General features: G+C 37.5%; 27 protein-coding genes. 13 read left to right on the forward strand and 14 right to left on the reverse strand.

Annotated elements, in window-relative coordinates; all coding sequences use genetic code 11:
* Window positions 1-27 precede the first annotated feature (27 nt).
* The 3 genes from purB (at window position 28) to EHQ59_RS13115 (ending at window position 2,463) form a co-directional block, all read left to right on the forward strand.
* Window positions 28-1,332: an adenylosuccinate lyase gene (purB, locus tag EHQ59_RS13110; RefSeq protein WP_135620100.1), complete on the forward strand. Its 1,305-nt coding sequence runs from the start codon at window positions 28-30 to the stop codon at window positions 1,330-1,332.
* Between the two features lie 262 nt (window positions 1,333-1,594).
* Entirely contained in the window at window positions 1,595-2,185 is a 591-nt protein-coding gene (locus EHQ59_RS18005) for an LBF_2127 family putative lipoprotein (protein WP_425270144.1), read from the forward strand.
* The gene (locus EHQ59_RS13115) at window positions 2,146-2,463 is read left to right on the forward strand and encodes a hypothetical protein (RefSeq protein ID WP_135620101.1); all 318 of its coding nucleotides are present in this window, start codon (window positions 2,146-2,148) and stop codon (window positions 2,461-2,463) included. Before EHQ59_RS18005 ends, EHQ59_RS13115 begins: the two co-directional genes overlap by 40 nt.
* Before the next feature lie 10 nt (window positions 2,464-2,473).
* Here EHQ59_RS13115 and EHQ59_RS13120 read toward each other — a convergent pair whose 3' ends face one another.
* Together EHQ59_RS13120 and ygiD are read right to left on the reverse strand one after the other, a co-directional pair.
* On the reverse strand, window positions 2,474-3,121 hold the full coding sequence (locus EHQ59_RS13120; RefSeq protein WP_135620102.1) for an alpha/beta hydrolase: 648 nt from the start codon (window positions 3,119-3,121) through the stop codon (window positions 2,474-2,476).
* An 11-nt stretch (window positions 3,122-3,132) separates the two neighbouring features.
* Window positions 3,133-3,981 (reverse strand): 4,5-DOPA-extradiol-dioxygenase, encoded by an 849-nt coding sequence (ygiD, locus tag EHQ59_RS13125; protein ID WP_135620103.1) that lies wholly within the window; start codon window positions 3,979-3,981, stop codon window positions 3,133-3,135.
* 213 nt (window positions 3,982-4,194) lie between these two features.
* Here ygiD and EHQ59_RS13130 point away from each other — a divergent pair, with 213 nt between their 5' ends.
* The 3 genes from EHQ59_RS13130 to EHQ59_RS13140 all read left to right on the forward strand — a co-directional run bounded on the left by EHQ59_RS13130 (window position 4,195) and on the right by EHQ59_RS13140 (window position 5,713).
* Window positions 4,195-4,599, forward strand: a complete 405-nt coding sequence (locus EHQ59_RS13130; RefSeq protein WP_135620104.1) for an ester cyclase — start codon at window positions 4,195-4,197, stop codon at window positions 4,597-4,599.
* Between the two features lie 166 nt (window positions 4,600-4,765).
* Complete coding sequence (locus EHQ59_RS13135; RefSeq protein ID WP_135620105.1) at window positions 4,766-5,176, forward strand: hypothetical protein; 411 nt, start codon at window positions 4,766-4,768, stop codon at window positions 5,174-5,176.
* A gap of 18 nt (window positions 5,177-5,194) precedes the next feature.
* Complete coding sequence (locus EHQ59_RS13140; protein WP_135620106.1) at window positions 5,195-5,713, forward strand: VOC family protein; 519 nt, start codon at window positions 5,195-5,197, stop codon at window positions 5,711-5,713.
* 54 nt (window positions 5,714-5,767) lie between these two features.
* Here EHQ59_RS13140 and EHQ59_RS13145 read toward each other — a convergent pair whose 3' ends face one another.
* Both EHQ59_RS13145 and add read right to left on the reverse strand, forming a co-directional pair.
* Complete coding sequence (locus EHQ59_RS13145) at window positions 5,768-6,817, reverse strand: hypothetical protein (protein ID WP_244245533.1); 1,050 nt, start codon at window positions 6,815-6,817, stop codon at window positions 5,768-5,770.
* Window positions 6,818-6,851: 34 nt separating this feature from the next.
* Window positions 6,852-8,204: an adenosine deaminase gene (gene add / locus EHQ59_RS13150; RefSeq protein ID WP_135620107.1), complete on the reverse strand. Its 1,353-nt coding sequence runs from the start codon at window positions 8,202-8,204 to the stop codon at window positions 6,852-6,854.
* Window positions 8,205-8,360: 156 nt separating this feature from the next.
* Here add and EHQ59_RS13155 point away from each other — a divergent pair, with 156 nt between their 5' ends.
* Window positions 8,361-9,554, forward strand: a complete 1,194-nt coding sequence (locus EHQ59_RS13155) for a DegT/DnrJ/EryC1/StrS family aminotransferase (RefSeq protein WP_135620250.1) — start codon at window positions 8,361-8,363, stop codon at window positions 9,552-9,554.
* A 22-nt stretch (window positions 9,555-9,576) separates the two neighbouring features.
* On the opposite strand, the gene EHQ59_RS13160 is transcribed toward EHQ59_RS13155, so the two are convergent.
* The 3 genes from EHQ59_RS13160 to EHQ59_RS13170 all read right to left on the reverse strand — a co-directional run bounded on the left by EHQ59_RS13160 (window position 9,577) and on the right by EHQ59_RS13170 (window position 12,669).
* Complete coding sequence (locus EHQ59_RS13160; RefSeq protein WP_135620108.1) at window positions 9,577-10,272, reverse strand: hypothetical protein; 696 nt, start codon at window positions 10,270-10,272, stop codon at window positions 9,577-9,579.
* 73 nt (window positions 10,273-10,345) lie between these two features.
* Window positions 10,346-11,743 (reverse strand): NHL repeat-containing protein, encoded by a 1,398-nt coding sequence (locus tag EHQ59_RS13165; RefSeq protein WP_135620109.1) that lies wholly within the window; start codon window positions 11,741-11,743, stop codon window positions 10,346-10,348.
* A complete protein-coding gene (locus EHQ59_RS13170; protein ID WP_135620110.1) occupies window positions 11,740-12,669 on the reverse strand; it encodes a site-2 protease family protein in 930 nt (309 codons plus the stop codon). The genes EHQ59_RS13165 and EHQ59_RS13170 overlap by 4 nt, the downstream gene beginning before the upstream one ends.
* Window positions 12,670-12,844: 175 nt before the next feature.
* On the opposite strand from EHQ59_RS13170, the gene cysE reads away from it, so the two are divergent.
* On the forward strand, window positions 12,845-13,561 hold the full coding sequence (cysE, locus tag EHQ59_RS13175) for a serine O-acetyltransferase (RefSeq protein ID WP_135620111.1): 717 nt from the start codon (window positions 12,845-12,847) through the stop codon (window positions 13,559-13,561).
* On the opposite strand, the gene EHQ59_RS13180 is transcribed toward cysE, so the two are convergent.
* Window positions 13,558-14,313, reverse strand: a complete 756-nt coding sequence (locus tag EHQ59_RS13180) for an SHOCT domain-containing protein (RefSeq protein WP_244245534.1) — start codon at window positions 14,311-14,313, stop codon at window positions 13,558-13,560. The two genes, cysE and EHQ59_RS13180, sit on opposite strands and share 4 nt — an antisense overlap.
* A 73-nt stretch (window positions 14,314-14,386) precedes the next feature.
* Between EHQ59_RS13180 and EHQ59_RS13185 the strand changes: the two genes are divergently transcribed.
* Both EHQ59_RS13185 and EHQ59_RS13190 read left to right on the forward strand, forming a co-directional pair.
* Window positions 14,387-14,896 (forward strand): TlpA family protein disulfide reductase, encoded by a 510-nt coding sequence (locus EHQ59_RS13185; RefSeq protein ID WP_135620113.1) that lies wholly within the window; start codon window positions 14,387-14,389, stop codon window positions 14,894-14,896.
* On the forward strand, window positions 14,871-16,094 hold the full coding sequence (locus EHQ59_RS13190) for an LIC10025 family lipoprotein (protein WP_135620114.1): 1,224 nt from the start codon (window positions 14,871-14,873) through the stop codon (window positions 16,092-16,094). Before EHQ59_RS13185 ends, EHQ59_RS13190 begins: the two co-directional genes overlap by 26 nt.
* Before the next feature lie 107 nt (window positions 16,095-16,201).
* On the opposite strand, the gene EHQ59_RS13195 is transcribed toward EHQ59_RS13190, so the two are convergent.
* The 6 genes from EHQ59_RS13195 to EHQ59_RS13220 all read right to left on the reverse strand — a co-directional run bounded on the left by EHQ59_RS13195 (window position 16,202) and on the right by EHQ59_RS13220 (window position 22,768).
* On the reverse strand, window positions 16,202-16,807 hold the full coding sequence (locus EHQ59_RS13195) for an anthranilate synthase component II (protein ID WP_135620115.1): 606 nt from the start codon (window positions 16,805-16,807) through the stop codon (window positions 16,202-16,204).
* A 10-nt stretch (window positions 16,808-16,817) separates the two neighbouring features.
* The gene (locus EHQ59_RS13200; protein ID WP_135620116.1) at window positions 16,818-18,227 is read right to left on the reverse strand and encodes an anthranilate synthase component I family protein; all 1,410 of its coding nucleotides are present in this window, start codon (window positions 18,225-18,227) and stop codon (window positions 16,818-16,820) included.
* A gap of 114 nt (window positions 18,228-18,341) precedes the next feature.
* A complete protein-coding gene (locus tag EHQ59_RS13205; RefSeq protein WP_135620117.1) occupies window positions 18,342-18,914 on the reverse strand; it encodes a superoxide dismutase in 573 nt (190 codons plus the stop codon).
* A gap of 106 nt (window positions 18,915-19,020) precedes the next feature.
* Complete coding sequence (locus tag EHQ59_RS13210; RefSeq protein ID WP_135620118.1) at window positions 19,021-19,863, reverse strand: inositol monophosphatase family protein; 843 nt, start codon at window positions 19,861-19,863, stop codon at window positions 19,021-19,023.
* Between the two features lie 9 nt (window positions 19,864-19,872).
* Window positions 19,873-20,766, reverse strand: coding sequence for an LIC_10030 family protein (locus tag EHQ59_RS13215; RefSeq protein ID WP_135620119.1), 894 nt, complete (start codon window positions 20,764-20,766; stop codon window positions 19,873-19,875).
* A gap of 19 nt (window positions 20,767-20,785) precedes the next feature.
* Window positions 20,786-22,768 carry a beta-galactosidase gene (locus tag EHQ59_RS13220; protein WP_135620120.1) on the reverse strand — a complete coding sequence of 661 codons (1,983 nt, stop codon included), beginning with the start codon at window positions 22,766-22,768 and terminating at the stop codon, window positions 20,786-20,788.
* Between the two features lie 75 nt (window positions 22,769-22,843).
* On the opposite strand from EHQ59_RS13220, the gene EHQ59_RS13225 reads away from it, so the two are divergent.
* From EHQ59_RS13225 to tsaB, 3 genes are read left to right on the forward strand one after another with little or no spacing between them, the layout of a single operon-like run.
* Window positions 22,844-23,698, forward strand: a complete 855-nt coding sequence (locus EHQ59_RS13225) for an Hsp33 family molecular chaperone HslO (protein WP_135620121.1) — start codon at window positions 22,844-22,846, stop codon at window positions 23,696-23,698.
* Window positions 23,695-24,153, forward strand: coding sequence for a tRNA (adenosine(37)-N6)-threonylcarbamoyltransferase complex ATPase subunit type 1 TsaE (tsaE, locus tag EHQ59_RS13230; protein WP_135620122.1), 459 nt, complete (start codon window positions 23,695-23,697; stop codon window positions 24,151-24,153). The genes EHQ59_RS13225 and tsaE overlap by 4 nt, the downstream gene beginning before the upstream one ends.
* On the forward strand, window positions 24,150-24,851 hold the full coding sequence (gene tsaB / locus EHQ59_RS13235; protein WP_135620123.1) for a tRNA (adenosine(37)-N6)-threonylcarbamoyltransferase complex dimerization subunit type 1 TsaB: 702 nt from the start codon (window positions 24,150-24,152) through the stop codon (window positions 24,849-24,851). Before tsaE ends, tsaB begins: the two co-directional genes overlap by 4 nt.
* Window positions 24,852-24,854: the final 3 nt, after the last annotated feature.

The raw sequence follows: 24,854 nt of genomic DNA on the forward strand, positions 1-24,854 counted from the left end.
AGAAGTTTACACTGAAAGACTGCCCTTATGATCGATCGTTATAGCCATCCTGAAATTTCCGCCATTTGGGAATTAGAGAACAAATTTAAAATTTGGACAGATATTGAAATTTATGCCTGCGAAGCGCGTGCGAACCGAGGAGAAGTCCCAAAAGAGGACCTCGAAACCATCAAACAAAAAGCAAAATTCAATGTAGATGAAATTCTAGAGATTGAAGCCAAAGTCCATCACGATGTGATCGCTTACTTAACCAATTTAAATTCTTATATAGGACCAGCAGGCCGTCATGTTCACTTTGGACTGACTTCCAGTGATGTTGGTGACACGGCACTTTGTGTGCAGATGGTGCAAGCGATGGATCTTCTCATCCAACGCACGGAAACTCTTTTAGAAACAACCAAACAAAAAGCAAAAGAGTACAAAGACCTTCCTTGTATCGGACGTTCGCATGGAATTCATGCAGAACCAATGACCCTTGGTCTTAAGTTTGCTCTCTTTTATGCGGAGATGACTCGCAACCTAGAACGAATGAAAGATGCCCGTGAGCAAGTGGCTGTGGGAAAACTTTCTGGAGCCGTGGGTACGTATTCCAATATTGATTTAGAAATTGAAGAGTATGTCTTAAACAAACTGGGATTAAAAGTAGATCCTATTGCGACGCAAGTGATCTCGCGTGACAGACATGCATTTTATATGTCGGTTCTAGGTGTGGTCGCTGCGAGTTTGGATCGAATGGCAACAGAGATTCGTCTCTTACAAAAAACAGAAGGGCGAGAAGTCGAAGAACCATTTGCAAAAGGACAAAAAGGATCCTCGGCAATGCCACACAAACGAAACCCTGTGGTCTGTGAACGTATCTCTGGTATTTCGCGAGTGATCCGTTCCAATGTAAACGTAGGACTTCAAAACGTTGGACTCTGGCATGAACGTGATATTTCGCATTCTTCTGCCGAACGAATTGTCCTTCCGGACTCCACCATCGCACTCGATTACATCTTGGAAAAAATGAATTTTGTTCTCAAAGGACTTCACGTGTATCCAGATGCCACAGAACGTACGTTAAATGTTACGCGAGGACTCATCTTTTCACAAAAAGTTCTTTTATGGCTCATCGAAAAAGGTGGAATCACTCGTGAAGATGCCTACCTCATCGTACAAGAAAATGCGATGGCAGTATGGGCTGACCAATCCAAAAATCTGCGTGACCTGTTGAAACAAGACCCAAGGTGTTCAAAAATTCTAAAAGAATCTGACTTGGATGAAATTTTCCAAATTAAACCTTATTTGGAACGGATTCCACTCATCTTCAAACGTTTGGGAATTACGGATTAGAACAAATTCCTGAAAAAAAGAATCTTTCCAGTTTGGATTCTGTTTGAATGAAACCGAATCCAAATGGGAGAACTTTCACTTTCCGCTTCTCTTCTTCCTATTCAAAACAATCTGACAGCTATTAGGTCAAACCCTAAAACATATTTTACTTTCCTTATTTAAAAGAAATGCAGATTCATTGACTTACAGTATAATGATTGCTAAATGAGACTAGGTATCTTACAACATAAAATTCAACGATTCGAATATGCATTGAGGTAAAATGAGGTTTATTGGTTCCGTTTTATTCTTATTCTCATTTAGTTTGATCAATTGCAAAATTGACATTAGACAATTACCGTTTCCAAAAAAAATTACAAATTATGAAACCCATAATGATCGAAAGAATGTCTATGTTAGAAATTTTATAATTTCCAATCCAGATCTCAAGGAAATCGAAGCAGCCTGGAAATATACTTTTAGTACCTTCCTACAAGAGGATATTTTATTAGCGAAGAAATTCAATATCAACAAAGATAATTTAATCGAAAAAGATAGCATATCTATTGATGTAAAGATTAAACCAACGTTGATTGAATCAAGGAATCATTGGTGGAGTTTACCTTTTCTATTTCCATTTTCTCTGGTATGGCCGATCCAATTTAGAGAAATCAATTACATTATAGAAGTCGAATATACCATCGAAAACAATGATTCTGTTCATTCAGAAACTTTTACTTTATCGGATACTTTAACGATTTATTTTTATGGTTTAACAAGAACGGAAGTCTACGAAGATTTCATTCAAAAAACTAACAAGCGAGTCATTGAAAAATGCGTATCAAAAATATCATTATATCTCTCTCAATATTAGCCTTTTCTTCTTGTGTGACGATCCCCGATCTTCCACAAAACGAATCTCCGGAATGCATTGCTCATCATTTTGAGGTTAAAGCTAAGTTAAAAGAATTAAGTACAAGCCAATGGAATGTGACTGGTGTATTTATTTATTTCACCTTTATGGTTGGTTTTGGCATTGGAGCTGATGGGTTCTATGTATTGACTGGATTACCTTATTTTTTGTATTCGGATTATCAAAAAGCGAATTCGATAGAGGAAGAATACCAAAAGACTTACTGTAAAAAGAAATAAGCTAATCCTTTTACAATTCCTTCTCCATCCAATTCACTAAATCTTTCAACATCTCCCTGGAAATAGTATGACCTTCCGCATATTCTTGGTAATGCGGCGTTCTTCCTGACGATTCCAAAAACTCTTTTGCACTTCTGGCGGCAGTAATGGAGATTACATTGTCATTCGTTCCATGAGCAATGTAGATGTTTTGTTTTTGAGTTCCAGCAGATGTTATGATATTTTGTTTTGTTTCCTCTAACAATCTGCCACTGAGAGCAATGATTCCTTTGAATCGATCGGGATGTTCCAATCCAACGGAATACGACATGACAGCACCTTGGCTAAATCCACCAATCCAAACCTTGTTTTGATCAAATGGATATTCATTCTGTAATTGATCTAAGAACTCTAAAAGGAATTGGTGGCTCTTTTTTTGTTGTTCTAAATCAATTTTAGGAATCCCTCCTTGGAATGTGATTTCATACCAACCAAAACGATCCCTTCCCATAACGAGTGGACCTCGCAGAGATAGGATTAGAAGTGAGTCTGGTAAAAACTCGGTAAGGGAAAACAAATCTTCTTCATTGCTACCCACTCCATGTAATAATAACAATAGAGGTGGATTCTCCGTAGGAAGTTTTGGTTTTCGAACTAAATACTCGAGAGGTAATTTCATATCTATATCACCTATGTTTCATTTGATACAGCTTGAGAATCCAAACGAACTGATGTCATCGTCAATGCTCCGGCAACTGCTTTGTCATTGAAAAAGGAAACTTTGTCCGAAGGGATTTGTGTTCCCATCGTATATAACAAAGGTAAATAATGTTCTGTTGTGGGAATGGCCCATTCATATGTTTTTCCTTTGGATCGAATGGAAAATAAGGATTGGATATCCCCTGATAGAATCCAATTTTTTACATTTTGATTCACTTCCAATGCCCAATCAAAACCATACGTTTCGTTCAATCGCTCCCAAGCCACCATCCCTAAGTTGTGTACAATATTGCCACTCGCAACGATGAGAATCCCTTGTTCTCTAAGAGGAATCAATTCTTTCGCAATTTGGAAATGGGATTCGAAGGATAGTTTATAATCCATACTCAATTGCACCACAGGTATGTTTGCTTCAGGATACATATGTTTTAAAACACTCCAAGTTCCATGATCCAATCCCCAATCATAATCCAACTGAATGGATTGTGATTTCACAAGGGACTGAATTTCTTTTGCCAAAGTAGGAGAACCTGGTGCAGGGTATTGCACTGCAAATAATGCCTTTGGAAATCCACCAAAGTCATGTATGGTGGGTGGATGTTCCATTGCGGTGACATAGGTTCCGTTGGTAAGCCAATGTGCGGATATGGCAAGGACAGCCTTAGGAGTCGGAATGGATTTGGCAATCAAACGAAGACCTTCTACAAATTCATTCTCCTCGATGGCATTCATAGGACTGCCATGTCCCAAAAACAATGTTGGGTAAATCAGGTTTCCCGGGTTTGTTTCCCCTTCGGTTTTGGATTCGAATTGGTTCATGTGGTTCCTCAGGCAAAGGGCCCAAGATCTCCTTTTTTTAAATAGTTTAATATCAAACTATTTATTGTCAATCTAATTTATTCCCAGGAAACTAATTTTTCTCAATTCCGCTCATTTTCTGATATCCAAATCTGCATCCTAGTGATGAATTTTGGAATGGTGGTTAGGTTACACACTGTTCACCTAAGAATGATATTACGGACACTTTATAAAATGGATTACAAACAACAGATCACTTCCATCTTAATTGAACTTTTTACCAATCCAAAAACAACAAAGATTCCTGATTATTTTTCTTCTGATTATATAGCGAACACATCTCAAAAAACATATCATGGCCTTAAGATCGTGAGCCAATGGATGAAGAACTTAAATCGATTTTTGACCGATTTAAAAATTGAAAAATTAGAATTTGTCCATGAATCAAAAGATACGGTTGTTTGGATCCGTACAATCAAAGGAAAAATGAAGGCAACTTCTCACCAAAACTTGAAAGAAGGCAAAGTCATCAAATGGGAAGAAATGATCGTATCCAAATTTAAAGGATCAAAGATTGAAGAAGAGTGGATATCCAGTGAGTTTATGGGAGTTTTACTTTCAAAGTCTAATAAACTATAATTAAATAAACAGTACCAAGATGAATCATTTAAAAATATACTACAAACAGAACGAGATAGAATCTCCAATCAGAACACGTTCTTTCACCAAACGAATTCCATCTTTTGCTTTGACTATTTTGCTTCTAGGATTCAGTTTTTGCAATGTTAGTTGTAACTATTTAGTAATGGGCCCAAATTTTCTTTCTGGGACAGAAGCAAACAAACGGATTACCAGTAGAATCCTTTCCAAACTCAATAGCTGTGGATTACTCACTTACGCTTATAACGAAAGAGATACCAATCCTGATCCATGGCGGAGGAGTCTTTCGACACAAACTAACAATTCTTTGTTTTTACTCGTACAACTCATTTCTCGATTTGAAGTATTCAGCCAAGGTTATTATTATAAATCGGAAGACATCGATCGCTGTTCGAAGGACATTGAATTTTTTTCTTGTGATCAATTTAGTGCCAGAATGGCAAATGATTCTAATTTTGGAATCTTTGTCGCGACTCTCGTTTGCAAAGACGTTAAAAAATATAAATCACCATTTGATGATTTTATCAAAGAAGACAACAAAGAGAAGGAAGATTAAAACAAGTAGGTAAAGACAATGGCAACAGCAAAGAAAAAAAAAGTAAAACCAACCAAATCCATCGTTAAAAAAACGAAACTAGGTTTCCAAGGTGCGCAAGCACATCAGATCACACCGTTTCTTATGTTTAATGCGAATTTAGAAGAAGTGGCAAAGTTCTATGTATCCATTTTTAAAAAATCGAAAATTCTTTTGGCGAATCCAATGCAAGCGCAGTTCATCTTAAACGGACAAAAATTTTCTGCTTATAATGGTGGTCCCGAGTTCAAGTTTTCTTGGGGTGTTTCCTTTATGATCAGTGTTGATACTCAGAAAGAGGTGGACTATTATTGGAATGCACTCACGGCAGATGGTGGAAAGGAAAGTATGTGTGGATGGTGTGAAGACAAATTTGGAATGAACTGGCAAGTGACACCAAATATTCTTCTAGAACTCATCTCACACAATGATCCAGTCAAACGTGAAAAAGCCACACAAGCAATGTTACAAATGAGAAAAATCGACATCGCCGCATTAAAAGAAGCGATTCAATCTTGATTGGATTAAAACAACTAGGTAACCAAATCAAACCGACTCGAATTCAATGATGGATTAGAATTCGATCGGTGTATAGAGTGACATTTCAAAACCAGTAATGTCAATTGTGTAATTGTTTTGGTTATAAAATGGACCACCGAAACCAAGCCGAAAGGTGAATGGACCCATTGGAATTTCATAGAAAAGATAATAACTTTTTGCATAATTTGTTTTGGAAGTCACACGGCCTTTACTAAGTGTTGCGAGTGCATAAACTTCCAAAGGAGTGAGTTGACCGCCAGATGCATTTAAGAATAAAAAATAACTGAGTGGTTCAAGAGAAGCCGAAGGACGACCATTATTAAACAAGGAATAGATAGCGAGGTTTTCTAAATTATTACCTTGTGATAAATTCGATAATAAATGGGCTCGATAAGGATCTCCATCGATATTTCCCGTTGTAAGAAGAGAATATCTTCCTAAGTTGTCGATTTTATTATCTAATGTATTGCCAGAGTTGAACACTTGGTTATTCACAAACAAACCAATTCCATCATTAAAATCAGCTGTTCCTTGTAAATTGACTGCACCTACTCCAAATCCTAATCCGATTCTAAAATGATCATTTCCTTTCTGTCCTAAATATAAAACAGGAAGTAACATGGTATAGGTTCCACTCACTTGTGTTTGTAAGTCTATATTTTCTCTTCCATTTTCATTTTCAGCCGTAGGAGTGACTCGAATGATTTGGCGTGTATTTTGAAACGAAACATTTCGATTTAAAATGAAAAACCCCCAATATTCCCCAATTTGCCAATCTCTGGTTTTTACATCGTAAAGAAATTTTGAGTTTCGTACGACACTATTGTTCTCTTCTGCCATCACCGCTTTTCCGTTTGGCCCAACAATGTCTACACTACTACTGATAAATTGAACACCTGGGTATACGGAGAAATAATGTGCGCCGTTTGGATCATCGAACAAACTATAAACTTTTGTAGATTTTTCTTTTACAGTTACGTTCTTCTGATCAACAATTTCATTTTTTGGTTGGTTTAAAACCTGCGAATCAACAGAAACGGATGTGATACAAATTACGATGATACATCGAATCAAATAAAACATAAAATTATCTCTATATTTAACAAATAGAAGGAAACTAAACTGTGTTTACTTGTTTTTCAGTAACTAAGTTGTACTTCAATTTGATTTGATCAATTTTTTCTTCCATTGATTTCCAAAGAGATTCTTTTTCTGGATGGAAAGTGCAAAGTACACCTTGTCTGATCAAATCAATGATCTCATCAATGGAGAAATCTAAAAATCGATACAATTTAAAAAATTCGTACGTTAAGTTAACATTAAATATATCTGGATCATCTGTATTGATACAAAGCATCAAACCTTGGTCATAGTAGTATCGAACGGGATGGTTTTGTTCCTTACGAACATACTTTCCAGTAAACACATTCGATGTGACACAGATTTCGATTGGAATTTTGTTTTCTTTCATGTAACGAACAAGTTCTGGATCTTGGATGGCTGATGTTCCATGTCCAATTCGTTCCGCCTTACATAAGTTCACTGCATCCCAAATTGCCCAAGGGCCATCGTCTTCACCGGAGTGTGCTACACAACGTAAACCAGACTCACGCGCTATTTTAAAAACTTCAGCATAATCTTTTGCAGGGCCCATGAGTTCCGCCCCACCTAGTCCAATTCCAATCACTTCTTTGTGTTTTAAACCTAAAACACGTTTGAGATTGTTCATCGCGTTTTCAGGACCAAAAGACCTAGAAACGTCCACAAGTAAACGAATTGAGATTCCATCTTTCACTTCGATTTGGCGAATACGATTCACCATGACTTCGACCATTTCATCAAAATCCAAACCATTTTGAATGAACTTAGAAGGAGCAAAAAATGCCTCACAATAAACGATATTATTGGATCGAAGGTAATCTGCTAAACTGTCGATGAAGTATCCTAAATCGGATGCTTCTTTTACAGATCCTTGGACAAAAAAGAAAACTTGGATGAAACCATTGAGGTCTTTGAAATTGTATTTGTCTTCGAATTCTTGATCAGTGACTTCAATTCCATTCTTTTTGTATAAAAACTTAAGTGTTTCTTTATTCACACAAGCTTCTAAGTGTAAATGCACTTCTGTTTTGGGAATTTCGCGGATAAAATTGATGACGTCTTGTTCATTCGGATGAGGAACGGAGAGATCACCTGCAAGTAACGACTTTCTTTCTTTGAGAAGGGAAACTTGTTCTGCACTTTCCTCTCCCTCTTTCGGCAAAAGCCAAAGTGGTGGGTGGAGGACAGGTAATTCCATTAAGGACACCCTTTCGTTTAAGAGGGTGTTGATTTGTTTATCAAAGGTAAGTTGGATCGTGGGCGAATACGGTCTGTCAGCTGGTAAACGACTTTTTAAGCGGTTTAGTTCCGCAATGTCACGATCAATGACAGCAATTCGGCTTAGGATTTCAGAAAAAGGAACTTCCATGTTCCAGGAAAGAATGCCGAATTTGGTGAGTGCCTACAAGTAGATTTTTAAACCTTGGGTGAAAATCCCTATTTAGCTTTGAAAAATCCCGTCGATAGGAAGTTTCGGAGCGGAAAAGACTGGAAATTTTTTCCGAATTATGTCGTATAAATGAATATGCTCACATCTCGTAAAACCTTCCTACCGTTTGCACTTCCTTCCATTTCCGAAGATGCAATTGAAGAAGTGGCCCAGGTCCTTAGATCCGGTTGGGTGACTTCTGGACCGAAAGTAAAACAATTCGAGATGGAGTTTGGTGACTTTGTAGGAAGTAAGGAAACCATCGCTGTGAACTCAGCCACCGCGGGTTTACACTTGGCTTTGGAAGCTATCGGTCTCACCTCAAATGATGCAGCCATCACAAGTTCCATTACCTTTACGGCTACAACCGAAGTCATTTGTTACTTCGGAGCTGAACCCATTTTAACCGATGTGGATCCCGTTCATAACCTCATGACTCCAGAAACTCTGGAAGGAACGATTCAATCCAAATGCAAATGGAACGGGAAAGAACTCACGAGTAAAAAAACCGGAAAACGAATCAAAGCAATTCTCCCTGTCCACCTAGCAGGTTATACCTGTGACATGGAATCCATCCTTTCCATTGCCAAAAAATACAATCTCTTTGTCATTGAAGATGCAGCGCACGCCTTCCCAGCAGTTCATAAAAATAAAATGATTGGGACTTGGGGAGATTTTACTGTTTTCAGTTTTTATGCCACCAAAGGCATTACTACTGGAGAAGGTGGTATGATCACTACGCATCACAAAGAGTATGCGGAAAGAATACGTCGGATGCGACTTCACGGAATCAATCGAGATGCTTTTAATCGACCTGGTTGGTACTATGAAGTGGTAGATGCTGGTTACAAATACAATATGACAGACATTGCTGCGGCACTTGGCATTGTGCAACTCAAAGAATCACATGGGTTTTGGGAAAGAAGGACAGAGATCGCCAAACATTATAATGTTGCATTTTCAGAACTCAAAGGAGTTAAACTTCCCAAAGAAGATGAAAACGGAATCCATAGTTGGCATTTGTATCGAATAGAAATTGATCCCAAAATCGCAAAAATAGGCCGCGACACTCTTGTAGAAGAATTAAAAGAACGAAATATTGGAACAAGTTTACATTTCATTCCCATCTTCGAACATCCTTACTACAAAAAAACATATGGATTCCAAAGAAAAGATTATCCGAATGCTTGTCTTATGTATGATCGCTCTGTTTCGCTACCTTTGTTTGCTGGGATGACAAAAACAGATGAAAAAGATGTGATCGATGCCATGAAAGAGTTATTAGGATAACAAACCTTTCTCCAATTCGATTTTACTTTGTATTGGTTCGGGATTCATAAAATTCCGAATCATACAAACGTAACAACTCCAAAAGACCAGTGATAAATTCTATTTCTGTTCCATCCGCTTTTCTTCGAATCCAAAACCCAACAAGTTCTTTTACAATCTGAGAATCCATTTTCTCATCGCCTGGAAAAACTTTAAATTTTGAAGCCTCTTCAGGATCCTCATTGTCCGTATAGGCTGGGTATAAAAACAAAATAAATCGATCTAAATAAAATGGATCCAATCTAGATTCGTCCACTAACATCAAATAACGATCTGCTTCCTTTCGAAAAAATTGAGGATTTGAATCTAATTTTTGATAAACGATGAAAAATTCTCTCGCAGTTTGTTTGATCCATTCCTCATAAATCGGTTTGGTGATCAAAAAAAACTTAGAACTCTGCTTAGCAGGTAGTAAATATTCTCTTAATTTTTTTGGAAATTCTGGATTGTAATGACCAAACTCATATGGGTGATTCCTCTCTAAATAATATTTCGAATGAGGACCAAATAGAAAAATAGGAATCCCTAAATATTCCGAAAGCTTATGTACACTCAGAACTGTTTGGACTTTGCAAAATACTTTGTGATAAGAAGTTTCCTTTTCACAATACAAACCAATTTTTGGAAATTGAATCCAAGTGGTTTCCACTAATTCTTTGAACTTTTGTTCCCTCTCCACTCCTTTCCCCTTTGAGAAAAAAGGTAAGAAAGGTTGCAGAAACGTACAAGAAAGACAAAGAACTAAGGAAAGTTTACTTAATTTTATAAGTAATTTCAGCAGGTAAATTCTCCCATTCTGAATTAGCATCTTTACGAAAGTAAACTGGAGAAATCGAATTTTTCAAATTCAAACTTTGGTATAAAATCAAATCTGTTTCCTTTTTCTCAAAATATCGTTTGTCTGAATTACTTCCCAAACCCAAATCCGCAATCGGAATCCAACCATAACCTAACAAAAATACAGATAGAGAATCAACAATGGATTTTGGTTTTCCTTTTTCAAATCGAATCATACGAAAGGATTGAACAGGAATGCCATTTTGTTTCATATTTTCTTTGAAGTCTGATAAACTAATACTAGTTTGCCTTGCTTGGTAAATTAAGTCCAAATAATCACGTGTTGTTAACTTCAGATCCTCTTGCGGTTTTTCATAAAAAGGAATCACATCATTAGGGTAAGTTGCCTCTTTGTCTAAATAATCATCCGTCACATAGTATTTGATGAATTGATTTTTAGAGGAAAATTTATACTTCACAACTTGTTCGCCAGGTAAATCTTCAATGGATAATTTTTTCAAATGGACTCGGTTTCTTTGGATGAAGGATGGAGAATAAGAAGTATCAGTAAATTTAACTCCGCGAATCCTTTGTTGTTCATTGGATGGTGGATGTAGGATGGCAATTTGCGCTTTCGATAGGGAAACCGAATCTAGTTTGAACTTAAGTGTAACCTCTAAGTTAAACTCTTCTTCTCCAGAAGCAATGAATCGTTCAGTTTCAATGAAGGGAATGTTTTTGATTTCTTTATTTTCCCGGTCCACAACCCAAAGTTTAGATCCACTGAGTAACACACCTCTAACTGAGCGTAAATTGGTTTTGATCGATCCTGTAATTTTACCCGATTTCGTATCATAACGGTAGATACTATTATCTGCTGAGTCTGAAATCCAAAGAGAGTCCCTACCATAACAAATATCTCTTGGTCTAGTGCGATCTGTGAAAAACCCACCAATCAATAGTGAGGTGGATTGGTCGTAAATTTGCACTTTTCCAGAATCCAAATCTAAAATATAATAATAATTACCAACACTGGCAATGCCTGCAACGTTCGCCAATGGAATCGAAATTTTATCTGTGATCCCACCTGAGTTTGGATCTAATTTCAAAATTTGTTTTGGTGCTACGACTAAAATTTTACCTTCCCGAGAATCAAAACTAATCCCTCGTAAATTCGCCAAACCTAAGTTATAAATTTCTTGTTTCCCAATTTCATTGATTTTAATAATAGCACGACGATTTGTATCTATATACCAGAAATTGACTCCGTCCCAAGCAAGTCCATATGCCTTATCCGAAAGTTTGTATTCCTTACTTTCTTGAGCTACAATGGAAAAGGCCAATACCAATACTAAGATCCAAAAACGTTTCATTCGCTTATACCTACTGTCTTAACTATCAGACGAAATAGATCATCGAGTAAAGTAGGATTATCATATTCGGAACCAACGATAATTGGTTTTGGAACAAAAATGATTAGGAAAGATACTAAAATTATAATTCCAAACACAAATCGAGTATTTCCAATTCCATGTATGGCATCTTTGATAAATGGATGTTCCACTTTTAACACATAATAAATCAAAAAACCCCAAATTAACCAAGTGAAATGTATCAGTGCAAAGATTAAAAAGAATCCAAATAAAATATGAATCCATTTTCGATAGGATTCGCCAAACATTGAATAAATTACATGTCCACCATCCAATTGGCCAAAAGGAAGTAAATTGATAGCAGTGATGAGTAGCCCCACCCATCCTGCCTTTGCTAACGGATGAGCTTGGATATCCATTGTGGCAAAGTCAATGGGTCCTAATATCCACTGAGTGCTAAAATAGGTAAATGCACTATCACCAAAAAATAAAAAACCGGATCGATCAAAGTGAGCCGGAATTTCCATCACCTTAGAGAAAGAAATTCCAATTGTCCAAGCGATCAGAGATAAAATTAAACTAGCAGCAGGGCCACCGATTCCAATATCAAATAAAACTTTTTTATCAGGAATTTGATCTTTGATTTTAATCACTGCTCCCATCGTGCCAATTGGACCAAAAGGAAGGGGAATAAAATAAGGTAAAGTTGCTCTCACTCCATAATAACGAGCGGGAAGATAATGTCCCATCTCATGAGCAAGTAAAATGAATAAAAGCGAAACGGAATAAGGCCAATTTTCAAAAAAGTAGAGTTTATAATTCTCTAATGTTTGCGGCACTTCCGGGTTCAAAAAGATATCAGAGTATGTTAAAGTCAAAAATGTAAAAAAGAATAATAGAAGATGAGTTGTTTTTTTGGATTCCAAAGTCGGACAACCTAGAAAATAGAATTTAGTTTCAGTAAATATAAATTTCCAAAAGAATGAATTAGATTCCCAAGTTCCTAATTGGGTTTTCAACGAGTCTTAAGAAAAATATTGTTCCACTTTCATTTAGGATCGTTAGAACTGTCTAAGGGTAGATTCTTTTCCCGACAAATCGATGTTTGAAAATATAAAAATTATAAAAAAATTTGACCCGGCGGCTAAATCCTATTTAGAAATCATCCTCTGTTACCCAGGATTACACGCTTTATGGTTACATAAATTTGCCCATTTACTCTACCGACTTCGTTTGCCCATCGTACCTCGGCTTTTTAACTATCTGAGCCGTTTTCTCACGGGAATTGACATCCATCCAGGGGCCAAAATTGCACCAGGTGTTTTCATCGATCATGGTGCAGGTGTCGTGATTGGGGAAACAGCGATTGTCGGTGCGGGTTCCTTAATTTTCCAAGGAGTTACCTTAGGGGGAACTGGGAAAGAAACAGGAAAACGCCACCCCACCATTGGGAAAAATGTCGTGATTGGCGCTGGAGCCAAAATTTTAGGAAATATCGTCGTTGAGGATCATGTTCGAATTGGAGCTGGTTCCGTAGTCATGAGAAATGTCCCTGCTGGTTGTACCGTTGTAGGCATTCCAGGGAAAGTGGTAAAAGCGGGTGATGGAACATCGGATAGCGTTGAGCAGATGTTGGAACACAACCAAATGCCAGATCCAATTGCTAAGGTGTTTTCTGTTTTATTAGAAAAAGTGGAAACCCAACAACAACTCATCAACAAACTCTACGAAAAACAACAGTTACTCGAAAGGACAACCACTCCACAACCGGAAGATGATTTATTTTTGCAAGAATTCATCCATGGAGATGGAATTTAAAATTCTTTTAATAACTCAGTTTTTTTCCTTTGGTATTCTTCATCTGTAATCAGTTTATTCTTTCGCATCTCTTCTAAGATTTTTAATTTTTCAGGAACGGATTTCCATTGGTCCGATTCTTTGGGTGGGTTGTCATCTTCTTTCGGATAACGATACAAAGGTGGACTAGGCATCAGATCCATTTGTTGATATACAATCACATTCCCATAAATCAATTTCTTGAGAGAAGTTTTGTCTTGGTACAAACTGAGGGAATCTTTATTTTTAATCCAAAGTTCTGGTTTATAAATGGGTTTGATGGGACGGGGTAAAAAAATGACCCAGTCTTCAAAAGAATATTGTGTCGGAAAACTAATGTTTGTATTGATTTCCTGAAATAAAATGACAAGCCCCTCTTTTGTTCCCAGAATATAAAAACTAGTTTTAAGAATTTTTACATTCGGTGATAAGAGATCATCAATCTTGAAGATACAAAGATAAACCTTCTTCTCTTGTTTTTCTCTGATTTTTTGTGCAAATTTTTGTATATCGGATAAATAGGAATCTGGAACCAACTGGTCCCAATCTTCATATGCCAAAACTCCTCGTTTGTATTGAATGGAAGATAGGATTTTCGGTAAGTCGTTAAAATGATCCGAACTCAATTCGTATTGTGTTAGGTTTTTGGGAAATAATTCTTTCCAATCTTCCTCTTCTACTTCAAAAAAAGCAATGGATGCGGTGGAATCAATTAACTTGATTTTTTGTTGCAATTGTATGCATGAAGAATGAAAAAAAACAAAAAACAAAACAAAAGATATTTTTGCACTTGCCGTTAATGAACTCATGAACCAAAATTTTGTTGTGCGAAGAACTTCCCTATTCTTTCTATTTTTCTTTTTCTTCGCACCACTCACAGCCGATTCCATACCACAATTTCAAATGAAGGACCAATATGGGCAATCGTATTCTGACCACACTGTGAAGGGAAAACCTATTGTACTCATGGGATGTTTTTTACGAGATGTGGAAGTCTGCCGAAAACAAGGCCGCAAACTCTATTGGAAAATGCAAAATTTGTTGTGGAAGGATAGCAACAAAGTCAATTTTTTGATGTACTTAGATCTAAAAGAATCAAACAAATTGGTTGAGGACTATATCGAAGAGTCTAAACACAAACAATACGAAACGATTTTATTAGATCGCAAAGGCCAGTTGGCAAATGGCCTATCCAGGGGAGAAGTTTTCATCCGGATTTATAATAAATCAGGAAAACTATTATCCTCTTCCTACAAATCCGAAATAGAGGAAACACTCATCCAAGAAGTTTATGAAATTCTCAAAAAAGAAATCTAATCTCTCTTTTCTCTTTGTTCTCTTACTCATTACATTTGGTTTCCATCACTGTTTGCACAAAAACCTAGAACAATACCAATTTTGGACTGGATACGACCACTTACAAAAATCCATCAAAGCCACTGCCAAAAACGATGTTTACTTAGCCGCTCTCGCAGGTTCCTTGTCAGACGAAAATGAATCTCAACTTTTCAAAAACGCAGATGGGTTTCCAATCGTCACTTTAACAGGACGAAAGGATCAAAATCAAAACTGGACGATGAGATGGAATGAATTAGATCCAAAACAATACGATTATTATGCGAATGTGACATACACTCCCAAATCATGGGAAGAAAAAGAAATTTATGCAGTGGAACGAAAAATCATTCACAAACTCTATGGTTACCAACCAAAAGATTTTTTCCAATGGCTAAACGAATTTGCTTTGGTTGTCAACGATCATAACGCTTATCAGAATTTAAAATCCAGTTCGAAAAACTTACAGTTTCTTTGTAGTGTGATGGCTTGTCACATCACAGAAACAGCCGAATGGCATACACTTGAGTTTACCATCAACGAAACCACCAAGGCAAAGTTTCCTGGTTTTTACCAACGGTCTGGATCACGTTTAGAAAAATCGAAACTCAATATCACAATTTGGGATAAAACCAATCCTACCCATCGATTGAAGATTACAAACCAAGGCAAAACCTTAATTTTCCATTTTCCAGTAAACCCATCTAAGGATTATTTTTACTCTCCTAAAGAAATCCATTTCCTTGGGGATATCGAAATTCGTTCTTTTGGAATCACTGTCAAGATAGACAATTTAGAATACCGATTGAAAACCATTTTAGAAAAGGACACAGACACCCTTCATGGAAATTTTATTCGTATTGGAAAAAAGGAAATTAACGGTAATTTCTTTTATGTGATCCCACAAGGATTGGTGAACTTTTTCATTCCTGGAAACATGGATGAATACTTTGATGAATTTTTTACCTTACTCATTCAGGGAACACAAGGGAAAGGTGGGTCTCAAATCCATGCCAAATTCCAAAGAACAAAACAAGGACAAGTGAATACAATCACCACTTACAACGAAATCAAACGAAAGAAATTTTCTCTTTTTGGAAATGATGATTCTCAAAAAGCAAGTAACGATTTTGATTTCTTTGCCGCATGGGAAGAAGCCATGTTAGGTGACTTAAAATAAAATCTAATTTGAAAAAGATTCGTTAACATTGATTGCGCTGAACTTGGGTTTAGACTTTGGTCTTAATCCAACTATCAATTCCATTTCTACTGGATATTTTGATCTTGTTACCGATAAATAAAATTTCTTAGTAATTCTTTTCCTTCTTCAGAACCAAAAGATTCTGGATGGAATTGCACTCCCTCAATCTTTAAGGTTTTGTGTCTTAGACCCATAATTTCCCCTTTTCCTTCACCGGAAGAAACCCTTGCTGTCACTTCCAATTCTTTTGGTAAAGAATCTTCTTTCGCCACAAGAGAATGGTAACGCATAATTTCGATGTTTTGAGTAAGTCCAGAAAAGACACCCTTACCATCGTGTTCAATTGGAGACAGTTTTCCATGCATGGCAATTTTTGCCCTTACAACTTCACCACCAAACACAGTAGCCATTCCTTGCATGCCTAAACAGATTCCTAAGATAGGTGTTGTTTTTCCTAATTCTTTTAAGATATCAGCACTTACACCAAAATAGGTCGGATCTGCTGGATGGCCTGGACCTGGGGAAATGATAACCTTATCATAGTTTGCTTCTTTGATTTCTAAAAATGATTTTTCATCATTACGAATTACATCCAAACGAAATGGAGTTTCTTTTTCTTCTAAGATTTCTCCCACGATTTGGTATAAATTGAAGGTAAAGGAATCGTAATTATCTAAGATGAGAACTTTCATACGCGTTTTATTACCATTTTCCTTTAGTTTCTGAAGAAATTGGATCTTTGTGTAAATCTAAAGCCTTTCGAACAGATGCCATTTTATTTATGATTTCTTGGTATTCATCTTCTGGTTTGGAATCGTAAACAATCCCACCCGAAGCACGCACAAAACCTTTGCCATCGTGCACAAAAAAACTGCGGATCGGAATGGCGAAGGTGCAATCACCATTCAAACCAAAACTTCCCACTGCACCTCCGTAAGGTCCACGCGGAGACTTTTCAATTCGTTCAATGATTTTCATGGATTCAATTTTGGGAGCACCTGATAAGGTCCCTGCTGGAAACGAAGACGCAAGTCCAGAAAACATATCTTCTTTGGATGATAAAATACCCACCACTTCACTAGAGATATGTTGGACATGAGAGAAACGTTTGATATCAAATCGACGTCTAACTTTTACAGTCCCAAATTTAGCAACACGACCAATATCATTTCGGTGTAAGTCGATGAGCATATTGTGTTCTGCAATTTCTTTTGGATCAGTGAGAAGTTTTCTAGCAAGAAGTGTATCTTCCTTTGCATCTTTACCACGTCTCGTGGTACCAGCAAGAGGAAAGGATTCCATCTCCCCTTGCCTCAATCGGAATAATAATTCAGGACTTGCACCTAAAATCACTCGTTTTCCAAACTTCACATAATACATATGAGGCGAAGGATTAATCTCACGTAGGGTTTCGTAAATCGCAAGTGGATTCCCTTCCACTGCATACGTTTCTTCAAAACCAATTTGGCATTGGAATGTATTTCCTGCTCTCACTTCTTCTAAGGCATCTTCCACCATTTGTTTGTGGACTTCTTTGGAAATTCCTGCTGTTTGCAGAGTCACTTTTGCTTTTGGTTTTTGTGAACCACTTTGTTTTAAGGAAGCTAAAATGGATTCCACAACTTGGATGCGATTGTTCCCATTATCGAAGTAAATGAGCTCTCCAGTAAATTTATCATAAATGAGGCCATCTAGATACATACCAAATACCATCGCTGGGAAATCTGGATGGGGTTTGAGTTTCAATTTTGGTTCAAAAAATTGCATACTTTGGTAACCCAAGTATCCAACCAACCCACCCGCATAACTGATGCTTAGCGAATTGTAATCTATGATTTCGCGAAGGGAAAAATATGGATTTTCTACTTGGTATGATTTTCCATCAATTTCCAAAACACCATCTTCCCCTTGAATCAGATGGGATGGATCAAAACCAATTACCGAATAACGAGAGTCGTATTGGTTGTCCCCTGCTGATTCCAAAAGAAAACAGTTTTCGTATTTTGTTTCGATCTCCCGAAAAAGTTCCCAAAACTCGATCCCTTCCGGCAAACTTAAAGAAGTGTAATTGGGTTTTTTTGGAATGGAGATTTTCGGAAGTGATTGGCTCATAGTGTACTCAATGTTTGTTACCAAGATTCATTTTGAATCAAATTTAGAAATAAAAAAGGCAGGCGCCGGATTCCGGAACCTGCCTTTTCTGACTTCAGATGTGAATCCTAACGATTAAAGATTTTTATTTGCAAAGTCCCAATTGACCAAATTCCAGAATGCTTCCACATATTTTGGACGAGCATTTCGGAAATCAATGTAGTATGCGTGTTCCCAAACATCGATGGTAAGGAGCGCTTGGAGACCATCTTTGAGTGGGCTACCAGCGTTACTTGTGTTCACGATCTCAAGTCCATCACCTTTTTTCACAAGCCATGTCCAACCAGATCCAAAGTTTGTCACAGCAGATTGTGTGAACTTTTCTTTGAACGCATCAAAAGATCCAAAGGATTTTGTGATGAGGTCTGCCACTGCCCCTTTGGGAGCTCCGCCACCGTTTGGAGAAAGAGAATGCCAATAGAAAGTATGGTTCCATACTTGAGCAGCATTGTTAAAAATACCGCCAGTGGATTTTTTCACGATGTCTTCTAAACTTGCATTTTCGAATTCAGTACCTTTGATGAGGTTGTTTAAGTTGGTAATGTAAGTTTGGTGGTGTTTTCCATAGTGAAACTCTAAAGTTTCTGCAGATATATGGGGAGCGAGTGCATCCTTTGCATACGGTAGTTCTGGGAGTTTATGTTCCATGGTGGTCTCCTGATGGATCTAAGTGTATTTGTATTTTGTCTCTAGTCTCATTCACAAAAGCAAATCGTAAACTAAAAAAGTAGAATGATTCTAATCATTTCCTATATCAATTTCGACTGACGGTAGAACGAACTGTCTTCAATAAATTTAAAATTTCTGAGTGTAAGACTCCGTTAGAAGCAACTAACTCAGGAAGTCCTGTATAGTAATGAACTCCATTTAAGTCAGTTAATTTCCCACCTGCTTCGGATAAAATGACAGATATGGCAGAAACGTCCCAATGTTTCACTGTTTTTTCCCAAATGGCATCCATAACCCCTTCTGCAATGAAACAGACATCCAAAACAAAGGAGCCAGTACGGCGAAAGGAACGGGCGTAGGTCAAAAACCCAGAAAGATCAGCCATGATTTCTTGGATCATGTGGGCTCTTTTCGTAGGAAGGTTGGGAGAAAAAATGGCTCGGTTGAGTTCGGAAACACGTGATGTGACAATCGGTTCTCCATTTTTAAAAGCACCTTCACCCATCACAGCCGAATACACAGATTCTTGTGGTGGAACAATCACCACTCCACCTACCGGTGTGTCTCTGTGTTCCAAACCAAACGAAATCGCATAGAGTGGAAGGCCACGAACAAAATTCATAGATCCATCCACAGGATCGAGAACCCATTTGAATTCACCACCATCGATGGGAGCTTTGTCTTCACAAAGAATTCCATCTTTCGGAAATGATTTTTGTAAAAATCGAATTAGAATTTCGCCTAACTTTCCGTCGGCGGCATCAATCCTTTCTTTTTCCTCTGCATCGGTATCGGAACGAATCGCTGACACTTCTCTTTGGATTTTTTTTGCTTCATGGATGATTCCCATAGCATTGGCTTTTACATATTCGATGCGTTTGATCGTTTCATCGACGGGGAAATTGATGGTTGGTGAAGAGATACCCATTGTACTTACTTATCCATTATCGGTAGATTTTTGATGCACTTTCCATAAAATATTCCCAGACTTAGAAACTGTTCTGTCCACTTGAAAGGAAGAAAGATATTCATGAAACGAACGTAACGTCTCATCAGAAATGGTCTGGTTTGTATTTTCTAGAATTTGATAGAACTTTTTAAATTGGTGGATGGTATTTGGTAAACTTGGATCCAAAAACCGAAGTGAGAGGGAAAGATAATCAATTCCGATTGGACTATAAATTCTTCCCAATTTCCAAATCTCTGAAGTGATTCCCAATTCTTCTCTGATTTTTGATTCGGTATCTGAAAAATCAATTTCATCAAAGATCTCGGAGAATTTGCGGATGGGTTTGTTTTCATCACGTTCGGATTCTACACGAAACTCACCACCTTGAAATCGTTTCGCTTCGAAATCGATGACATTTTCTCCTTCTTCCTTCAAAGTTTTGATTGGAATAACTTTGACCTGGAAATACAACCGATCGGTGACAATGGTTGGTGTCATATTTTGGGAACCAGCACGTTTGATTTCTTCTGATTTTGCCCCACCCAAATACAACATATCCACGGAGAAAACATATAAAAACTGGATCGACCCAAACATCATTGGTCTTACAAAAAACAATTTTCCTGTTTCTCGTTTTGGTCTTGGTTCAGGCAATAAACTTGTACCTTCCACTGCCTCTGGTAAAAATTGAGTCACAGTATGAACAAAGTTTTTGATATCACCAAACTCAGGTTGTGTGATAGAAGTTCCATGGATCGTAAATCGTTCCGAAAATTGAATGTAAGGAGAGTGTAAGTTATCTACAAAAATTTCCCCTACTTTGTTTTTTGCAGAAACATCTCCTAAAATTCGATTAATGGATCTATAATCTTGTATTTTCATTTTTTCATTTCAAATGGTTTTATTTTTCAATTCTTTTGATTCGATATCCAAATGGTTTCAATATCGATAAACCAGCCAATTTGTATTGGTTGGAATGGTTCATTGTGATTTCATAATTGTATCGTTTTCCTTCTCGGAGATGCCTTTCGATCGTGGAACCGAGGATTCCAAAACGAACTCCCGCTTCTTTCAGAATTCGGCGATACAGAAGAACAAAACTTTCTGGAGTTAAGGAGGAACCTACATAATAGACCTTTCCTTTTCCATATTCATTGACCGTGATCGCTGGTTTTCCGGAATAAAACTTTTTTTTGTCACGGTAACGAGCAATTACCTTGGCCGTTGTTGGTTCTAAGATTTCACAAAATTTGGAACCTTTTAAAGGCCAAAGTCCCATTCGAATTCCCACCTTATCTGTTGCAGGTGCTTCAAATTGAAACACTTCCACACCAGCCATTTCGCCAAACACACCTGGAACTGGTTCTTCCACCATCCAGTGGTCTTTGTCTTTGATTCCTGAGCGGTAACCGAGTACCAAAGTTCCCCCATCTCTCACATAGGTTTTTAATTTCTCCACTATGTTTGGTTCAAACATAGTATACAGGGGTAGAGTTAAAACTTTATACTGGGACCAATCCATATCGGCATGAATTGGTAACGAATGTGCATTGACATTTAAAACATTGGTTCCTGCAAACCAAGTTGCCAGTTCTATGTCATAACCTACTTGCGCAAACGGAACTGGGGAAAAACGAAGTCCATCACTCAAAGGTTGGTGTTTGTAATTCCTTGAATTTTCGATATCATGTAGAATGGCAACCGTTGCTGGGTAAGGTGAGTCTGCGACATCTTCTGCAAACTCTTTAATGTCTTCTATGGTTTGTTTGAGTTCAAAGTATTTGGAAGTTTTTCGTTTCCCGTGATCTAAAATTCCATAACAAAGTTGTTCTTGTCCATAACGAGCTGTGCGATAACGGAAAAAATAAATTTGATTGGCACCGTTGACAATCGCTTGTGTTAACCAAAGACCAATTTGACCTGGTGGTGGTAAATAACCCAAAGTATCATGCCCTTGCACACCTGAAAATTGTTCCATCACTGTATAAGGTTTGTTTTTTAAACCTCGAGAGTATTGTTGTGTGGCTGTCACTAAAGGGTGAGGATATGGTTCTTGTTGGTTTCCCCATACAGGATAATTGTCCCAAGAAACATAGTCTAGTTTCTTGAACATTTCATACATATCTGTCACAGGTAAAAAAGGTGACGGATATAAATTCGTAGTGAGAGGTTTTCCTTTGCTGTATTTACGAAGGATCTCCGCTTGGAAATGGATGTAGGAAACTAGTTCATCTGATTGAAAACGGTAGTAGTCTTGGATCATAGCAGGGTTAAAATTACTAGCCACATGCGCGCTTGGAAGTGGGATTTGGTTCCAATCTGAGTAAATCACTCCCCAGAAGATATTCCCCCAACGTTTGTTAAGCGAATCTAAAGTTTTGTATTTTTGTTTTAACCAAGTTCTAAAATTTTTTTCTGCCAATGGGGAATAATCAACATCGGAACCTTCATGTCCAGGTTCATTATCGATTTGCCAACCAACAACTGCTGGATGGTTTCCAAAGTGTTTTGCCATTGCAGTGACAATTCGTTCTGTCGCCTTTTTATAAGCAGGAGAAGAAAAACAAGCTTGGCGTCTTGTGCCAATCCCTCTGACGATCCCATCTTTGGAAACTTGCACGATTTCAGGAAATTTTTGGTACAACCAAGGTGGGAAGGTTGCCGTAGGAGTTCCAAGGATGACCGTCATCCCATGTTCCTGTACTTTTTTCAAAACTGCATCAAACAAAGAGAAATCGAATTTCCCTTCCTTTGGTTCCATCAGTCCCCATGCAAATTCTGCAAGTCGAACGGAAGAAAGACCCATTTCTTTCATGATTTTAAGGTCTTCATCCCAGTCCTTAGGGTTCCATTGTTCTGGGTAATAACAGGCTCCAAAGATCATATTTTTCCTTTTTGCGATTGCAGAATCTATCTTGTGACACAGACTGAATCAGAAAACACCCCTTTCAATCAAATAATGTCTGACCAAGTTATTTTAGGAATCTCCAATACTCATCACTACCGATTTACAATTGTGAATCTGACCGAAACTGCCAAAGAACCGATGTTCTTACATTCTCTTAACAAGGAAATGTCTGTTTTTTTATCCAAAACTATGATGGGGGCATTATTCCTTGCGGAAATGACAAAGAACCAACAAAAAGTCAGCATCCAATGGAAAGACGAATCCAATAAACAAGCATTAGCTTATAGTGATCGTTATGGAAAAATGAAATCCGTTGCCTATTCGACAACCCATGCGGAAGGAGACATTCGGAATGAATTCATCCTGGGGCAAGGGATCATGAAAGTCATCCGTTGGGATTATGAATCCGATACCTATCAATCCTATACCAATTTAATAGAAGATACGTTTGAAGCAAACTTCATCAAATACCTCACTGAATCAGAACAGATCCGAGCATTAGTAGGAATGGACGTCACTCCTTTTGATTTTCCAGGAAATGATTTTTCTGCAAAAGGAATTTTCTTTGAAGCATTACCAGAGGCCACAGAGGAAAGTTTCGTTTTTTTACGAAACAAAATTGATTCTCTCATTACAAAGGAAGCATTTTGGTCTCTAAACATCGAAGCAATGTTAGAATCCTTAGAGAAAGAAATTGGTTCGTCATTGGAAGTTCTCAGTAAAGAAGCACCTGAATTTTTATGTGATTGTTCCAGACACAAAGTAGCAGACATCATCGCTTCTCTTGGGGAACAAGAAGCAAATTCTATCATTGATGAAATGGGAAAAATTGAAATCACTTGTGAATTCTGTCGCACCGCTTATCAGTTTGATTCCTTTGATGTGGAGAAATTTTTTAAGCAATGAAAGCAAACTTTCTCTCCTTGAGAGAAACTGAGTTATACCCTGTTTTTTCTACCTTGGATACCATCATTGATAGCTTTCTCTCTCATGAGAAAAAACCAATTCTTCTTTTTACAGGAGAGATGGGAGCAGGTAAAACCACCTTTATTCGCGAATGGTTTTCTCGGTTTGGAACAAAAAGTTCCATCAATTCCCCTACTTTTTCATTATACAATATCTATGATTCGCCTAAGTTTCGTTTAGTGCATTTTGATTTATACCGAATCCATTCTGTGGAAGAAATGGAAAATTTAGGTTTTGAAGAAATTTGGGGAAAAGATGATGTATCTGCCATCGAATGGTGGCAAAAAGCAGAATCGATTTTGCCAAAAGAAAATCGAGTTTATATCACCATTCATACAGAGACCTTAGAGAATCGGACCTACACGATCGAATGGTCACCAGAGGAAGTGTCTTGAATCTCTTGTATTTTGATACAACCCAGGATTGGATTCACGTTTTAGTGGCCTCCCAAATCAACAACCTTGTATTCAAACTGGATTCTAAACTCATTGAAACTTCACCAAAAGAGGCTTCCTTCCGTTTGGTAGAGCTGATCCAAAAAGCTCTGCAACTCGCCAATTTGAAAAAACCAGACCAGATCGTTGTCCCATTTGGCCCAGGATCCTTTACGGGAATTCGCATAACAGTTACGACTGCGAGAGATTTAGCCCAATTATGGGAAATACCAGTATTAGGCTTAGATAGTGCTCTTTTGTATCTTGTCGGAATGGATGAAGCTCTATCCTCCCCAGAAAATGTGAATTCGGAAGTTACTGGAAAACAGAAATCTCTCATTTGTTTGGATGGAAAACAAGGGAAATATTACACAAAATACTTTGATGGTACATCCTATTCCGAAACCAAAGATTTAAAACCAGAAGAGATTCTTCAAGCTCTCGAAAACCAAGAGATGACGCCTAACAAATGGTACTATACAGGAACTTTTCCTGAATTTTACCCAAAAGAAGCGATAAAAATTGAAGCGACAAATCTAAATTTATCGTCTATAATGCAATATAGTTTGGAACGAAGCAAACAAACAAATTTAAAAAATCACCACTATTTAAACCTCCTCCCCAATTACATCCGCGGGACTTATGTAGATCAAAAATGAATT

The sequence above is a fragment of the Leptospira kemamanensis genome (assembly GCF_004769665.1).
Classification (GTDB): domain Bacteria; phylum Spirochaetota; class Leptospiria; order Leptospirales; family Leptospiraceae; genus Leptospira_A; species Leptospira_A kemamanensis.

Bases quoted from the DNA above. Each gene is read 5' to 3' on its own strand.
- EHQ59_RS13135 (WP_135620105.1), top strand. From the start codon at position 4,766: ATGGGCCCAAATTTTCTTTCTGGGACAGAAGCAAACAAACGGATTACC.
- EHQ59_RS13130 (WP_135620104.1), top strand. From the start codon at position 4,195: ATGGATTACAAACAACAGATCACTTCCATCTTAATTGAACTTTTTACC.
- EHQ59_RS13165 (WP_135620109.1), bottom strand. From the start codon at position 11,743: ATGAAACGTTTTTGGATCTTAGTATTGGTATTGGCCTTTTCCATTGTA.
- ygiD (WP_135620103.1), bottom strand. From the start codon at position 3,981: ATGAACCAATTCGAATCCAAAACCGAAGGGGAAACAAACCCGGGAAAC.
- tsaE (WP_135620122.1), top strand. From the start codon at position 23,695: ATGAAAGCAAACTTTCTCTCCTTGAGAGAAACTGAGTTATACCCTGTT.
- EHQ59_RS13155 (WP_135620250.1), top strand. From the start codon at position 8,361: ATGCTCACATCTCGTAAAACCTTCCTACCGTTTGCACTTCCTTCCATT.
- cysE (WP_135620111.1), top strand. From the start codon at position 12,845: ATGTTTGAAAATATAAAAATTATAAAAAAATTTGACCCGGCGGCTAAA.
- EHQ59_RS13185 (WP_135620113.1), top strand. From the start codon at position 14,387: ATGAACCAAAATTTTGTTGTGCGAAGAACTTCCCTATTCTTTCTATTT.
- EHQ59_RS13205 (WP_135620117.1), bottom strand. From the start codon at position 18,914: ATGGAACATAAACTCCCAGAACTACCGTATGCAAAGGATGCACTCGCT.
- EHQ59_RS13140 (WP_135620106.1), top strand. From the start codon at position 5,195: ATGGCAACAGCAAAGAAAAAAAAAGTAAAACCAACCAAATCCATCGTT.
- EHQ59_RS13210 (WP_135620118.1), bottom strand. From the start codon at position 19,863: ATGGGTATCTCTTCACCAACCATCAATTTCCCCGTCGATGAAACGATC.
- EHQ59_RS13215 (WP_135620119.1), bottom strand. From the start codon at position 20,766: ATGAAAATACAAGATTATAGATCCATTAATCGAATTTTAGGAGATGTT.
- EHQ59_RS13225 (WP_135620121.1), top strand. From the start codon at position 22,844: ATGTCTGACCAAGTTATTTTAGGAATCTCCAATACTCATCACTACCGA.
- EHQ59_RS18005 (WP_425270144.1), top strand. From the start codon at position 1,595: ATGAGGTTTATTGGTTCCGTTTTATTCTTATTCTCATTTAGTTTGATC.
- purB (WP_135620100.1), top strand. From the start codon at position 28: ATGATCGATCGTTATAGCCATCCTGAAATTTCCGCCATTTGGGAATTA.
- add (WP_135620107.1), bottom strand. From the start codon at position 8,204: ATGGAAGTTCCTTTTTCTGAAATCCTAAGCCGAATTGCTGTCATTGAT.
- EHQ59_RS13120 (WP_135620102.1), bottom strand. From the start codon at position 3,121: ATGAAATTACCTCTCGAGTATTTAGTTCGAAAACCAAAACTTCCTACG.
- EHQ59_RS13190 (WP_135620114.1), top strand. From the start codon at position 14,871: ATGAAATTCTCAAAAAAGAAATCTAATCTCTCTTTTCTCTTTGTTCTC.
- EHQ59_RS13220 (WP_135620120.1), bottom strand. From the start codon at position 22,768: ATGATCTTTGGAGCCTGTTATTACCCAGAACAATGGAACCCTAAGGAC.
- EHQ59_RS13145 (WP_244245533.1), bottom strand. From the start codon at position 6,817: ATGTTTTATTTGATTCGATGTATCATCGTAATTTGTATCACATCCGTT.
- EHQ59_RS13195 (WP_135620115.1), bottom strand. From the start codon at position 16,807: ATGAAAGTTCTCATCTTAGATAATTACGATTCCTTTACCTTCAATTTA.
- EHQ59_RS13200 (WP_135620116.1), bottom strand. From the start codon at position 18,227: ATGAGCCAATCACTTCCGAAAATCTCCATTCCAAAAAAACCCAATTAC.
- EHQ59_RS13115 (WP_135620101.1), top strand. From the start codon at position 2,146: ATGCGTATCAAAAATATCATTATATCTCTCTCAATATTAGCCTTTTCT.